The organism is Citrobacter sp. U14242 (assembly GCF_046555775.1).
In the GTDB taxonomy this organism is placed as follows: domain Bacteria; phylum Pseudomonadota; class Gammaproteobacteria; order Enterobacterales; family Enterobacteriaceae; genus Citrobacter.
Map to the genome: position 1 here is coordinate 285,350 of NZ_JBKGLW010000003.1, position 14,628 is coordinate 299,977.

13 protein-coding genes are annotated in these 14,628 nt (G+C 52.8%); 5 read left to right on the plus strand and 8 right to left on the minus strand.

Annotated features, from left to right (window positions below):
• Positions 1-6 precede the first annotated feature (6 nt).
• Both phoR and phoB read right to left on the minus strand, forming a co-directional pair.
• Entirely contained in the window at positions 7-1,302 is a 1,296-nt protein-coding gene (phoR, locus tag ACLJXE_RS06345) for a phosphate regulon sensor histidine kinase PhoR (protein WP_410750386.1), read from the minus strand.
• 50 nt (positions 1,303-1,352) lie between these two features.
• Positions 1,353-2,042 (minus strand): phosphate response regulator transcription factor PhoB, encoded by a 690-nt coding sequence (phoB, locus tag ACLJXE_RS06350; protein WP_003021496.1) that lies wholly within the window; start codon positions 2,040-2,042, stop codon positions 1,353-1,355.
• A gap of 190 nt (positions 2,043-2,232) precedes the next feature.
• Between phoB and sbcD the strand changes: the two genes are divergently transcribed.
• From sbcD to araJ, 3 genes are all read left to right on the plus strand, one after another.
• Complete coding sequence (gene sbcD / locus ACLJXE_RS06355; RefSeq protein WP_410750387.1) at positions 2,233-3,435, plus strand: exonuclease subunit SbcD; 1,203 nt, start codon at positions 2,233-2,235, stop codon at positions 3,433-3,435.
• Entirely contained in the window at positions 3,432-6,575 is a 3,144-nt protein-coding gene (gene sbcC / locus ACLJXE_RS06360; protein ID WP_410750388.1) for an exonuclease subunit SbcC, read from the plus strand. Before sbcD ends, sbcC begins: the two co-directional genes overlap by 4 nt.
• Positions 6,576-6,769: 194 nt before the next feature.
• The gene (gene araJ, locus ACLJXE_RS06365; protein ID WP_286628532.1) at positions 6,770-7,939 is read left to right on the plus strand and encodes an MFS transporter AraJ; all 1,170 of its coding nucleotides are present in this window, start codon (positions 6,770-6,772) and stop codon (positions 7,937-7,939) included.
• A gap of 4 nt (positions 7,940-7,943) precedes the next feature.
• Here araJ and mak read toward each other — a convergent pair whose 3' ends face one another.
• Positions 7,944-8,852: a fructokinase gene (gene mak, locus ACLJXE_RS06370; RefSeq protein ID WP_286628533.1), complete on the minus strand. Its 909-nt coding sequence runs from the start codon at positions 8,850-8,852 to the stop codon at positions 7,944-7,946.
• A gap of 91 nt (positions 8,853-8,943) precedes the next feature.
• Here mak and rdgC point away from each other — a divergent pair, with 91 nt between their 5' ends.
• On the plus strand, positions 8,944-9,855 hold the full coding sequence (gene rdgC / locus ACLJXE_RS06375) for a recombination-associated protein RdgC (RefSeq protein WP_286628534.1): 912 nt from the start codon (positions 8,944-8,946) through the stop codon (positions 9,853-9,855).
• Positions 9,856-9,948: 93 nt separating this feature from the next.
• Here the strand turns inward: rdgC and ppnP are convergent, their stop codons facing one another.
• The 4 genes from ppnP to ACLJXE_RS06395 all read right to left on the minus strand — a co-directional run bounded on the left by ppnP (position 9,949) and on the right by ACLJXE_RS06395 (position 12,446).
• A complete protein-coding gene (gene ppnP, locus ACLJXE_RS06380; RefSeq protein ID WP_248890785.1) occupies positions 9,949-10,233 on the minus strand; it encodes a pyrimidine/purine nucleoside phosphorylase in 285 nt (94 codons plus the stop codon).
• Positions 10,234-10,304: 71 nt separating this feature from the next.
• Positions 10,305-10,982, minus strand: a complete 678-nt coding sequence (locus tag ACLJXE_RS06385; RefSeq protein WP_410750389.1) for an AroM family protein — start codon at positions 10,980-10,982, stop codon at positions 10,305-10,307.
• Between the two features lie 278 nt (positions 10,983-11,260).
• On the minus strand, positions 11,261-11,806 hold the full coding sequence (gene aroL, locus ACLJXE_RS06390) for a shikimate kinase AroL (RefSeq protein ID WP_286628536.1): 546 nt from the start codon (positions 11,804-11,806) through the stop codon (positions 11,261-11,263).
• 184 nt (positions 11,807-11,990) lie between these two features.
• Positions 11,991-12,446, minus strand: a complete 456-nt coding sequence (locus ACLJXE_RS06395) for a YaiI/YqxD family protein (protein ID WP_286628537.1) — start codon at positions 12,444-12,446, stop codon at positions 11,991-11,993.
• A 189-nt stretch (positions 12,447-12,635) separates the two neighbouring features.
• Here ACLJXE_RS06395 and proC point away from each other — a divergent pair, with 189 nt between their 5' ends.
• A complete protein-coding gene (proC, locus tag ACLJXE_RS06400) occupies positions 12,636-13,445 on the plus strand; it encodes a pyrroline-5-carboxylate reductase (protein ID WP_048212460.1) in 810 nt (269 codons plus the stop codon).
• A gap of 14 nt (positions 13,446-13,459) precedes the next feature.
• On the opposite strand, the gene adrA is transcribed toward proC, so the two are convergent.
• Complete coding sequence (gene adrA, locus ACLJXE_RS06405) at positions 13,460-14,575, minus strand: diguanylate cyclase AdrA (RefSeq protein WP_410750474.1); 1,116 nt, start codon at positions 14,573-14,575, stop codon at positions 13,460-13,462.
• Positions 14,576-14,628: the final 53 nt, after the last annotated feature.

The following is a 14,628-nucleotide window of genomic DNA, read 5'->3' on the forward strand; positions in this document are numbered from 1 at the left end:
TACGTTTCAACCGTTATTTTTGGCAATTAAACGTTCCGCAAGCACAAAACTAAAACGTGTTCCTTTGCCTGGGGTACTGTCTATATTCAAACGGCTGTCGTGATGATGCAGAGCATGCTTCACAATCGCCAGTCCTAATCCGCTCCCCCCCGTTTGTCGGGATCGCGCTTTATCTACACGATAAAAACGCTCAGTCAGACGTGGAATATGCTCAGCAGCAATACCCGGACCGTTATCTTCCACGCTAAACTCCGCTCCCGACGCCACATGCTGCCAGCGTACGGTAATATGCGTTCCCGCAGGCGTGTGATTCACCGCGTTATACACGAGGTTTGAGATTGCGCTACGCAGTTGTTCTTCGTTGCCCCGCACGTTCAGTTGGCTATCAACATCAAAAGTAAACGTGTGTTTATGCTGGCTCAGCGTTTGTGCTTCGTGTTCAACCACGCGCAGCATCATCGGTACATCCACCTTTTCATTGAGCATCATCGTCGGTGCAGCTTCAATTTTCGACAGTGTCAGCAACTGCTTCACCAGCCCTTCCATACGGTAGGTTTGCTCACGCATGGTATGCAGCGCTTTTTCTCGCGTCGTCCCTTCCAGCGGATGCTCCTGCATCATCTCCAGATAACCTTGCAGCACCGTCAGCGGTGTGCGCAGCTCATGGCTGGCGTTGGCGAAAAAGTTACGCCGGGAACCTTCCAGTTGGTGCATCTGCGTAACATCACGCGCCACCATCAGCAATTGCTTATCGGTGTAGGGCATTACACGAATTTCCAGATGCCGTCCGGTATTGAGAACCAAGTTGATCGGCCGACTAAAATCGCGCGTTTTCAGGTATAAAGTGAATTCCGGGTAGCGCAGCAGGTTAAGAATGTTTTGCCCGCTATCATCCGGCCAGCGTAACCCTAAAACCTGCTGTGCCAGTCCGTTACACCAGAAAATCCCGCCTTCTTCAGTGGTCAGCACCACTGCGTCGGGCAGTGATTCGGCACCGCTGCGAAAACGTTTAATGAGGTTACCCAATTCGCGACGGCGCTTTTTGTTACGCAACTGCATTTGATGCAGGCCGTAGAGCAGTGGCTCCCAACTGCCACGCCCCGGTGGAGGCGTCATACTCCTGTCGACCCACAGCCACCAGGACAACCGCAATAAATTCCAGAAATGCCAAATAAGCAGACCCGTTACCGACGCCAGTAAAAACCAGGGTAGATAACCAAAAAAAGCGCTAAGGATAAAAGCCGGTATGCAGCAGAGGATCAGCTCCAGTACCAGCCTTTTCCATGACAATCGTTCAAGCAAACGTCACACTCCATTTACAGCCTAATCCCTCAGGCTCTTATTACCTGCAGTCAGAAGCGAGTCGAAAAGCGATATCCCGTCCCGCGTACCGTCTGCACCATACGATCATGCCCACTATGCTCCAGCGCTTTACGCAATCGACGAATATGTACATCGACCGTCCGGTCCTCTACATATACGTTGGTTCCCCACACATGATTGAGTAATTGCTCGCGGCTGTAGACACGCTCAGGATGGGTCATAAAGAAATGGAGCAATTTGAATTCGGTAGGTCCCATATCCAGCGGGTCCTCACCGGTCATCACACGGTGCGAGGTAGGGTCAAGACTCAGCCCCTGCATCTCGATAACCTCTTCCACCGCCATGGGGGAAATACGTCGTAATACGGCTTTAATACGCGCCACCAGCTCCTTCGGAGAGAACGGCTTAGTAATATAGTCATCCGCGCCGGTTTCCAGTCCCCGCACACGGTCTTCTTCTTCACCGCGCGCCGTCAGCATCATCACGGGGATATCCCGCGTCATCGCTTCACGCTTGAGGTGTTTAATAAACTGTAGACCCGAGCCGCCGGGAAGCATCCAGTCAAGCAGGACAAGATCCGGCCAGGGTTCATTAAGTTGGTTCACAGCACTGTCATAGTCTTCGGCTTCTACGGGTTGAAAACCGTTTTGCTCGAGCACGAAGCAGACCATTTCACGAATTGGAGCTTCATCTTCTACGACCAGAATACGTCTCGCCATGATTTGCCCTGTTTATAATTAAATCGTTTGCCATCAATACCGTGGCATTATGCGTCACTTTTATGACAGATTTATGAAAAGATAGTCCAGGTTTAACGCAGCCAGGCGAATTATGACAGCCCGGAAACAAGATATTACCGCCCTTGCAAGGTTATAATCTCCGCCATCGTTTTTTTGTCATGGAACTCTTATGCGCATCCTCCACACGTCTGACTGGCATCTGGGCCAAAATTTCTACAGCAAGAGCCGCGCCGCTGAACACCAGGCCTTTCTCGACTGGCTGCTGGAAACGGCACAATCCCATCAGGTGGATGCCATTATTGTGGCAGGCGATATTTTTGATACCGGTTCACCGCCAAGCTACGCCCGCGAGCTCTATAACCGTTTTGTTGTCAATCTACAGCAAACAGGCTGTCATCTGGTCGTGCTGGCAGGAAACCATGACTCCGTTGCCACACTCAATGAATCCCGCGATATTCTGGCGTTCCTCAACACCACCGTCGTGGCCAGCGCGGGCCATGCACCGCAAGTGCTACTTCAACGCGACGGCATGCCGGGCGCGATCCTCTGTCCGGTTCCTTTTTTACGCCCACGTGACATCATTACCAGCCAGGCGGGGCTAACCGGTCACGAAAAACAGCAGCATGTATTAGGTGCAATCACCGACTATTACCAACAGCAATATCAGGACGCCTGCGCGCTGCGTGGCGACCAGAATCTGCCGATTATTGCGACAGGACATCTGACCACCGTCGGTGCCAGTAAAAGTGACGCCGTACGTGATATTTATATTGGGACGCTGGATGCTTTTCCGGCACAAAATTTCCCACCAGCGGATTACATCGCGCTGGGACATATTCACCGGGCACAGGTCATCGGCGGTACAGAACATATTCGCTATTGCGGCTCCCCAATTGCACTCAGTTTTGACGAGTGCGGCAAAAGCAAATGCGTCCACCTGGTGAGCTTTGAAAACGGTAAGCTGAGCGCCGTTGAAAACCTCATCGTGCCAGTAACCCAACAGCTTGCCGTGTTGAAAGGCGATATAGCGACGATTAGCGCACAGCTGGAACAATGGCGTGACACGCAACAGGAACCGCCGGTGTGGTTAGATATAGAAATCGCAACCGATGACTATCTGCACGATATGCAGCGCAAAATCCAGGCCCTGACCGAGGATTTACCGGTAGAAGTCTTATTGGTGCGTCGTAGCCGTGAACAACGCGAGCGCATCATGGCCAATGAACGACGTGAAACGTTGAGTGAATTGAGCGTGACAGAGGTATTTGACCGCCGTCTGGCGCTGGAAGAACTCGACGATCCACAGCGTGAGCGCCTGAATCACCTGTTTAACACGACCTTACACACGCTCGCCGGGGAGACCGAAGCATGAAAATTCTCAGCCTGCGTCTGAAAAACCTCAACTCCCTGAAAGGGGAATGGAAAGTTGATTTCACGGCAGAGCCTTTTGCCAGCAACGGGCTGTTTGCCATCACCGGTCCAACCGGTGCCGGGAAGACCACCCTGCTGGACGCCATTTGCCTCGCGCTGTACCACGAAACACCACGACTCAATACCGTATCGCAGTCGCAAAATGACCTGATGACCCGCGACACGGCGGAATGTCTGGCCGAAGTTGAATTCGAGGTCAGAGGCGAAGCCTATCGCGCATTCTGGAGTCAGAACCGCGCGCGCAATCAACCAGAAGGTAACCTGCAGGTTCCGCGTGTCGAACTGGCTCGCTGCGCCGATGGCAAAATCCTCGCCGATAAAGTTAAAGACAAGCTGGAAATCACTGCCGAACTTACCGGGCTGGACTACGGACGCTTTACCCGTTCTATGCTGCTGTCTCAGGGGCAGTTCGCTGCTTTTCTCAATGCCAAACCGAAAGAACGCGCCGAGCTATTGGAAGAACTGACGGGGACCGAGATTTATGGACAAATCTCCGCCATGGTGTTCGAAAAACATAAAGCGGCGCGCACTGCGCTGGAAAAGCTACAGGCGCAGGCCAGCGGTGTTGCCCTGCTCGCCGCAGAGCAGGTGCAGTCACTGACAGAAAGTTTGCAGGTACTTACTGACGAAGAGAAACAGCATCTTACCCGTCAGCACATCCAGCAACAGCATCTTAATTGGCTCACCCGACAAAATGAGCTGCAGGCGGAAATACGCCGCCACCAGCAAGCATTACAAACCGCAAAAGAGGCACAAGAAAAAGCACAGCCGCAGTTGGCGACACTCAGCCTGGCACATCCCGCCAGAGCGTTGCGCCCGCACTGGGAGCGAATTCAGGAACAATCCGCCACGCTTAGCCGAACACGACAGAATATTCAGGAAGTGAATGCTCGCTTACAAAGCAGCTTAACGCTGCGTGGGCGCATCCGTCAGCAGGCACAAAAACAGTCGGTGACCCTGCTCACCGAACAGCAGACGCTAACCGACTGGCTGAACGAACATGACCGTTTCCGCTTATGGAGCAGCGAACTGGCAGGATGGAAAGCGCTATTGGCACAGCAATCTGACGCTAACGACCAGCTACGTCAGTGGCAAAAACTACGCGACAGCGACGTACGCAAGCTGGATGCACTGCCGCTTCCCTCGTTGGCCCTTAACGCGCAAGAGGTCACGGTAGCACTGGCGCAGCACTCACAGTGGCGTCCATTACGCCAGCAACTGAGCAATCTGCATGGACAAATTGCACCGAAACAAAAACAGCTGGTACAGCTACGCAGCACAATTCAGCAGCGGCAGCAGGAGCAAGCTCAGCGCAACGCGGCCCTGGCAGAAAAACGTCAGCGTTATAAAGATAAAAATCAGCATCTGACCGATGTAAAAACGCTCTGCGAGCAGGAAGCACGGATTAAAGATCTGGAAAGCCAGCGTGCTTTACTGCAATCCGGACAGCCTTGTCCACTTTGTGGCTCCACGACGCATCCGGCCATTGAGCACTATCAAACACTCGAACTCAGCGTCAATCAGGCGCGACGGGATGCATTAGAAAAAGAGGTCAAAACGCTGGCCGATGAGGGGTCAACGCTACGCGGACAGCTCGACGCGATAACCCAACAGTTACAGCGCGATGAACGCGAGGTACAGACGCTTTCTCAGGAGGAGCAAGCACTTACTAAAGAGTGGCAGGCGCTGACTACCCGTCTGAACATAACGTTACAACCGCAGGATGATATCGCCCCCTGGCTTGCAGCCCAGGAGGAACACGAACAACAGCTTCACCAGTTGAGCCTGCGTCATGCCCTGCAGGCTCAAATTACTGCGCATTCCGAACAGATAACCCAGCTTCAGCGGCATATTGAACAGCGGCAGACTACGCTTCTCGCTGAATTAACCCGCTACGGTCTGTCGCTTCCTGCCGATGACGATATCACCGCCTGGCTTAACGCACGTGCGGGCGAAGCGCAGATGTGGCAGCGTCGTCAGAATGAACTGACCGAGCTCCAGGCGAAAATGGCACAGCTTGCGCCATTGCTGGAAACATTGCCCGAAACCGGCACAAAGGAAGAAACGACAGAAAGCCTGGCGCTGGAAAACTGGCGGCAGGTGCACGACGACTGCCTCTCATTACAGGGCCAGTGGCAGTCGCTGCAACAACAGGAAGCCCAGGAAGCTCAACGCGCAATTGAGATACAGGCACAATTTGATAGCGCATTGCAGGCCAGTGTTTTTGACGATCGCGACGCCTTCCTTGCTGCCCTGCTGGATGAAGAGGCATTTAACCATCTTGAGCAGCTTAAGCAGTCGCTGGAAGGCCAGCGACAACAGGCGCAAACACTGCTTAACCAGGCTCAGCAGGCGCTGGCAACGCATCAGCAGCAACCGCCTGCTGGCGCGGATCTCACACTCACCGTGGAATATCTTCGCGATGCACTGGCACTGCTCACGCAACAACTGCGGGATAACACCACGCGCCAGGGCGAAATTCGCCAGCAGCTCCGGCAGGATGCCGAAAACCGGCAGCAACAGCAGACCCTGATGCAAGAGATTGAAAAGGCCTCACAGCAGGTCGAAGACTGGGGCTACCTGAATGCGCTGATCGGCTCGAAAGAAGGTGATAAATTCCGCAAATTTGCCCAGGGACTGACGCTGGATAACCTTGTCTGGTTGGCCAACAATCAGCTGACCCGCCTGCACGGTCGCTATCTGTTGCAACGCAAGGCCAGTGAGGCGCTGGAACTTGAAGTGGTGGATACCTGGCAGGCCGATGCCGTGCGTGATACCCGCACGCTATCCGGCGGCGAGAGCTTCCTCGTGAGTCTGGCGCTGGCGCTGGCGTTGTCCGATCTGGTCAGTCACAAAACTCGCATTGACTCCCTGTTCCTCGATGAAGGCTTCGGTACGCTGGATAGCGAAACGCTGGATACCGCCCTCGACGCGCTGGACGCCCTGAACGCCACGGGCAAGACCATTGGTGTGATAAGCCACGTCGAAGCGATGAAAGAACGTATTCCCGTGCAGATCAAGGTTAAAAAAATCAATGGATTAGGTTACAGCAAACTCGACAAGATGTTTGCGGTGGAGTAATCGGTCAGTGGGTGCGATTTCGCAGGCCGGATAAGCGCAAGCACCATCCGGCATAATACATAGCACGATCGTGAATACACAAAGACGGATATGAAATGGCAATCTCTCTTTCTTATCCGCAAGCTATCCCTTTATTGGCGGCGAGCATTCGGCGCTGTGGCGCATATCCTGCGTCTTTATTGTTGGCAGGTAGTATGAAAAAAGTCATTTTCTCTTTAGCCCTCGGGACGTTTGGGCTGGGCATGGCCGAGTTTGGCATGATGGGCGTATTAACCGAACTGGCACGTGACGTGGGCATTTCCATCCCCGATGCTGGCCATATGATTTCGTTTTACGCCTTTGGCGTTGTCATCGGCGCCCCCATTATCGCCGTGTTTTCCAATCGTTTTTCCCTCAAACATATTCTGCTGTTTCTGGTCACACTGTGTGTAGCCGGGAACGCCATCTTCACCTTCTCCTCCTCCTTGTTCATGCTGGCGGTAGGCCGGCTAATCTCCGGTTTTCCACACGGGGCATTTTTTGGCGTCGGCGCGATTATCCTGTCAAAGCTGGCGCGTCCTGGTAAAGTCACCGCCGCCGTAGCGGGTATGATTTCCGGCATGACCGTCGCCAATCTGATTGGCATCCCTGTTGGCACCTGGCTGAGTCAGACATTTAGCTGGCGCTACACGTTTCTGCTGATTGCCGTGTTTAACATCGCCGTTATTCTGTCGGTTATCTTTTGGGTACCCAACCTCCGCGACGAAGCAAAAGGCGGACTACGTGAGCAATTTCACTTTCTGAAAAGTCCCGAACCGTGGCTCATTTTCTCCGCCACCATGTTTGGGAACGCCGGTGTTTTTGCCTGGTTCAGCTACGTAAAACCCTACATGATGTACATCTCGGGATTCTCCGCAGCGCTGATGACTTTCATCATGATGCTGGTTGGGCTGGGGATGGTGTTGGGCAACCTGATGAGCGGACGACTGTCTGGTCGCTACACGCCGCTACGCATTGCGATAGTAACCGATTTTGTGATTGTCGTGGCCCTGCTGCTGCTGTTTGCATTCGGCGGCATCAAAGCCGCATCGCTGACGTTCGCCTTTATTTGCTGTGCAGGGCTATTTGCGCTATCAGCACCGCTGCAAATTTTACTGCTGCAAAACGCGAAGGGCGGTGAACTGCTGGGAGCGGCCGGAGGGCAAATGGCCTTTAATCTGGGTAGCGCAATTGGCGCTTACTTCGGCGGCTTAATGTTGACGCTGGGCTTTGCCTACAACTACGTAACGATCCCTGCGGCGCTACTGTCTTTTTCCGCGATGTCATCACTGCTGATCTATGGTCGTCTGAAGCGCGGTGTGCAACACGTTGCACCCGCGACGTAAAAGTTTATGCCTGCGGCCACAGCCAGGCCGCGCCGCGCACGCCACTGGAGTCACCGTGTAACGCCTTGCGCAGAGGCGTTTCACACTCACCGCCAAAAACAAACTGCTTAATCAGTGACGGAACGTTTTGGTACAGCCTGTCGACATTGCTCATTCCCCCGCCCAGCACAATCACATCCGGGTCGAGAATATTCACCACATGCGCTAACGATTTCGCCAGGCGTAATTCATATCGGCTCAGCGCCTGTTCCGCCAGCGCATCCTGTTCGTTAACCAGACGGATAATTTCACTGCCTTTTAGCGGGTTCCCGCTCAGGCGATGATAATCAGTGGCAAAACCGGTCCCTGAGATAAAGGTTTCAATACAGCCTTGTTTACCGCAATAGCAAGGTACCTCTTGCCGATAGCGCAACTCATCATCATCCATCCACGGCAACGGATTATGCCCCCACTCGCCCGCCGTGCCATTACCACCGGTATGCACCCGACCATTGAGCGCCACGCCGGAACCACAGCCGGTACCAATTATCACCGCAAACACGGTCTGCGCCCCCGCTGCTGCGCCATCGACCGCTTCAGACACCGCCAGGCAGTTAGCATCGTTTGCCAGGCGGACTTCACGGTTCAGTCGCGTACTCAGGTCTTTGTCAAAGGGTTGTCCATTGAGCCAGGTCGAGTTGGCATTTTTCACCACCCCGGTATAGGGCGACAGCGATCCGGGGATCCCTATCCCCACAGTTCCCGCCTGCCCGGTGTCTTTTTCCGCCATCTCCACCAGCGCGGCGATGGTTTCTATGGTTTGTCGATAATCATCACGCGGCGTCGGCAGGCGATAGCGAAAAAGCTGTTCACCCGCATCGCCAAGCGCGATAACTTCCGTTTTCGTACCGCCTAAATCGATACCAATACGCACGGTTTACTCCTCTTCCCGATTAACAATGCAAGCATAGCGACAATTCGCTATCATGCCCGCTGGATTTAACGACAAGGCCGTGGAAATTATCATGCTGTGGTTCAAAAATTTAATGGTTTACCGTCTTAGCCGCGATGTTTCTTTGCGTGCCGAAGAGATGGAAAAACAGCTGGCATCAATGACGTTCACCCCTTGCGGTAGCCAGGATATGGCAAAAATGGGCTGGGTTCCGCCGATGGGATCGCACAGCGATGCATTAACGCATACCGCCAATGGCCAAATTATTATCTGCGCCCGCAAAGAAGAAAAAATTCTGCCGTCGCCGGTTATCAAACAGGCGCTGGAAGCAAAAATAGTCAAACTGGAAGCTGAGCAGGGTCGCAAGCTCAAAAAGACCGAAAAAGACTCGCTGAAAGATGAAGTGTTGCACTCATTGCTGCCGCGCGCCTTTAGCCGCTTCAGCCAGACAATGATGTGGATCGACACCGTCAATGACCTGATCATTGTCGACTGTGCAAGCGCAAAGAAAGCAGAGGACACGCTGGCACTGCTGCGTAAAAGCCTCGGTTCACTGCCGGTTGTCCCGTTGACGATGGAAAACCCAATCGAACTGACGCTGACCGAATGGGTCCGTTCCGGCACGACGGCGCAAGGTTTCCAGCTACTGGATGAAGCCGAACTGAAAGCGATGCTGGAAGATGGTGGCGTGATCCGCGCGAAGAAACAGGATCTGGTTTGCGATGAAATTGCCGTACACATTGAAGCAGGAAAACTGGTCACCAAGCTGGCGCTCGACTGGCAGCAGCGTATTCAGTTTGTCATGTGCGACGACGGTTCCATTAAGCGTCTGAAGTTCAGCGATGAACTGCGCGATCAGAATGAAGACATCGACCGTGAAGACTATGCTCAACGTTTTGATGCCGATTTCATCCTGATGACGGGTGAACTGGCCGCGTTGATTAAAAGTCTGGTGGAAGGATTAGGCGGCGAAGCACAGCGCTGAGTGACTTCGTATTGCCAGATGTCACCTCTTGCGACTTATCTGGCCTACGCATATTGTAGGCCAGATAAGTGAGTATTATCAGGCAATAAACAATTACAGATAGCGGCAAAGGTAGGATGTTGGCTCTGCCACTTGCAGATGAAATTCGCTGTTGCCCGGTACGTTAAACACATCCCCTGCGGCATATACTTTCCACTCAGTTTCCCCCGGCAGTAACACATTTAACGCACCGCTTACCACCGTCATCTCTTCAGGTGCTACTGTACCAAAGGTGTATTCACCTTCCGCCATAACGCCAACGCTGGCGCGGCCAGTACTGCTGCTGGTAAAACCAATCGATTTTACTTTGCCGGAAAAGTATTCATTACTTTGAAGCATACAACTGGCCCTATCTCGTGATTAAGTTGATAACCAATATAGGGGCCTGACGTTGTACCTGTCACGCAAAATTAAGCGAGCAACTCGGATGCCAGTCGGGCAATCAGTACGTTAGACAGAAGAACCGGGACATCCAGCGACTTTTGCAGTAAATCACGATGGCGTTGGTTAAAACCCAAACAATCCAGCATGATCACATCCGCACCTTGCTCAAGCAGATCTTTTCCTGCATCAATCAGCTGTTGTTCAGAACCGTGAATCGGGTTTGCCACGGCATAGACGGGAGACGTCTGTAGCACCTGCCATTTTTGTTCCTGGGCCTGGCGCAATTCGGCGACCGGCACAATCACTCCAACCTGATGCCCTTCCACAATTGAGGCCACCAGGGGAGGAATTATTCGTAAAGGCTCCAGCAGGATACTATTGCGGGCCGTCAGGCGGGTAATTGAGGCCGTGCTCATCAGCAAAATAACGTCAACCCCCTGGTTATCCAGCACTTCAACAATACTTTGCAAATCGCGCTCGACTTTCTGGCGCGAGACATGAGCCAGTTGATGATCGCTCAGCAGCGTTAATAACACATCTTCGCCGGGCGAGACCGCATACTCGGCCATCACATCTTCTCGCCGCATCTGTCCCAGCAGGCTGTGGTGAGTAATGTGTTGTTCCTCAATATATTCCGTCAGGAGCGGTAATACCTCACACATCGGCACAACACCAATCGTGAGGATAGCCAACGACGTACTCATTTGTTGCTCCACCGTCTTCTTACTTTGCTGTGAATTCCCGGACAAATGCCGGGCACTGGCCTGCGCTACAAATGCTCAAAAGCGTAGCAGCAGATCGGTGATGCATAGTGTAAAGATTCCAAATCATTCCAGTACTAGATTGTTATCGTTTAACTTTCAATTTCCGCGGTATACCGGGAGGTTCGAAAATTGTGATACAGGCACGCTCCGGCAAAGGACAGATAATTTGTCTGCGCGCCCGGGATTGAGTGGAAGGGTTGGTCTATCTCGGGAAGCCCTTAACAATAAGCTCCGCCCTGTAGCCGTGACCGGGCTTGCGATAGTATCGCAAGAATATCGGCCACAACCTGCGAAGGTTCATTCGTCGCATCAACAATATAATGCGCCGCTTCACGATACAGTGCATCGCGCTGCTCAAGAACTTCCTGCACTTCTTCGGTTAATGGCTTACCGGTTAAGGTCGGGCGCAATCCTTCCTCAGGCGCCACTTCCAGGCGGTTTACCAGTACCGATACTGGTGCACTTAAATAGATGACCATGCCGTGACTACGCATGTAGTGACGATTATATTCAGTAAGAATAATACCGCCGCCGGTCGCCACGACTGTTGAGGGGGCCGTAACGGCCTGCAAGGCGGTCGTTTCCTGGGCGCGAAAACCTTCCCATCCTTCTCTTTCAACAATTTCAGCCACGGTCATCTGCACGTGTGATTGCAACCAACGATCGGTATCAACGAACTGAAAGTCGATGGCTTTCGCCAGTGCCATACCGGTTGTCGTCTTACCACACCCCCGGGGGCCAACAAGATAAAGCGGTTGTGTCATCACAGAAGTTCCCCAGAGAACCGCAGGTAAGCGGGATCTGATGCTGTTAAAGTTATAATCATACCATCAAACTAGTACATCGCCAAAGTGTAAAGAATACGTTCCAGTAAGGCGATGAAATCGATTAAACCCTACTATAACAAGAATTCACCACGAAGAAAGTGTAAAAAATAAATTACAGTCATTATTTTCTACGTTGAACTTCCAGCCACCATTTGTCCAGTTCAGCCGCAAAATGTTGCCTGTCACGCGGTGAAAGGCTATCAGGCCCTCCGGTCTGGATCCCGCTGGCACGCAGCGTATCCATAAAATCACGCATCGTCAGACGTTCACGGATTGTCGCCTCGGTATAGCGTTCACCGCGTGGGTTGAGTGCCGCAGCGCCTTTTTCAATGACTTCAGAAGCCAGCGGGATATCCGCCGTGATCACCAGGTCTCCAGCGCTGCACTGGCGCACGATTTCGTTATCGGCGACATCAAACCCGGCCGGAACACGTAAGGTGCGGATAAAACGCGAAGGCGGAACGCGCAAACTCTGGTTTGCGACCAAAATGAGCGGCATCTGCATCCGCTCGGAAGCCCGATATAAAATTTCTTTAATCACATTCGGACACGCATCCGCATCCACCCAAATCGTCATAACACCTCCAGACACATGTGCAATTGCACATTGTCTCGTGCTTTTACTTTCAGGCAAAGCGCTGTTTCTCCTTCTGAACGCCTTCATTCCGCGCTAAGCTTAGCTTTCCCAGATTTACCCTAACTAATTCAAGTTACTTGAAGGATGACGGGTATAAAACAATGAATATCACGCATAGGGAGTGACAAGATGGACAAGAAAATTGGTTTTATCGGCTGCGGAAATATGGGTAAAGCAATTCTTGGCGGCCTGATCGCCAGCGGCCAGGTACTCCCCGGACAAATCTGGGTCTATACCCCCTCTCCCGATAAAGTCGCAGCACTGCACGATCAGTACGGCATAAATGCGGCGCAGTCTGCGCAAGAAGTCGCGCAGATCGCAGATATTGTCTTTGGCGCCGTGAAGCCTGGTATCATGATTAAGGTGCTGAGTGAAATCACCTCCAGTCTGAACAAAGATTCTCTGGTGGTATCCATTGCCGCGGGCGTCACCCTCGATCAACTCGCCCGCGCACTGGGTCATGACCGTAAAATTATCCGCGCAATGCCTAACACGCCGTCACTGGTCAATGCAGGAATGACTTCCGTCACCCCAAATGCGCTGGTGACACCGGAAGATACTGCTGATGTGTTGAATATTTTCCGCTGCTTTGGCGAAGCCGAAGTCATCGCAGAATCGATGATTCACCCGGTCGTTGGCGTCAGTGGTTCAGCCCCGGCCTATGTGTTTATGTTTATCGAAGCCATGGCGGATGCCGCCGTTCAGGGCGGCATGCCACGCGCACAAGCATATAAATTCGCGGCACAGGCGGTCATGGGATCGGCGAAGATGGTACTGGAAACGGGTAAACATCCCGGAGAACTGAAAGATATGGTGTGCTCACCAGGTGGAACCACCATTGAGGCAGTGCGCGTCCTCGAAGAACGCGGCTTCCGTTCATCAGTCATCGAAGCGATGGTTAAATGCATGGAGCAATCAGAGAAACTCAGCAAATCCTGAGTGCAAGTCGGACGTCAGGCCGCCGCTTCAGTACGGTTACGTCCGGCATTCTTTGCTTTGTAAAGCGCCATATCCGCTGACTTCAACCATTCCCGATAGTGCTCTGTTTCAGAAGTCAGCGGAGCAACACCGACGCTAATTCGCAGGGCTACTTGCGGAGCACAGGACAAGCGTAACTGGCTAAGTCGTTCATGGACGCGCGACATCGCTGCGATTGCGCTGGTTGCAGGTGTACCGCACATAATTACCGCAAACTCATCACCACCAAAACGCCCAATCACATCACTGCCGCGCAGCGTCATTTGCAACTGACGCGTCAGCGCAACAATCGCCTGATCCCCAACGTCATGACCCCAGGTATCATTGATGCTCTTAAAATGGTCGATATCGATAATAAGCAGAGTGGCATCACGTTGCTGACGACGGCAATTATCAAATTCATTGCGCAGCAGTAGCTCCCAATGGCGCCGATTATAAACTCCGGTCATTCCATCCCGCGTACTCATTACCTGCAGGCGGCGTTTATGCTCCGCCAATTTGATCACCGTCTGGTAGCTAACCCAGGCAAACAGTAGCGGATAAATCACCAGTACCGGCAGCGACAACAACACGCTCAGTTGCGTACTGCTAAACACGACCGGAATATCCGTTAACTGTAGCGTCACCAGACATGAAACCACCATCAACACGACGCCAGCGATGAATAATCGCACCCCACCTGCGCCCATCAGGTTGATGCAGATAATCATCAGCAGCGCCGTGGATGGTAGCAGGTTTGCCCCCATGATCCCCATCCACATGCCCGCGAGGATCGCATCGGCTTTAATATTCGTAAATTCACTGTACAGCGGATCTTCCGCTTTGCTCGCCAACTGCCACGCCAGGTGTGGCCAGACAAACGCCCACCCCACCAGTAATAGCCACCAACCTCCGGTTATAGGTTGCGAGACTAATACCGACGCGATGGGGAAAAACATTCCCCCCAGCCCGACTGCGCGAGGCAGCCTTATCCGTCGGGCAAATCGCAGACCGGAACGTTGGTGGTCGTTTTGATGAAGCGATATAAATGCTTCATTCGGTACGGCCTTCTTTTGATAAAAGTTTTCATCATTCATCGTATTTGGGAATATTCTGAAACAAATTTCCCAAATTATAGAAAGGGGTCTGGCGGCGGAAGTATGAT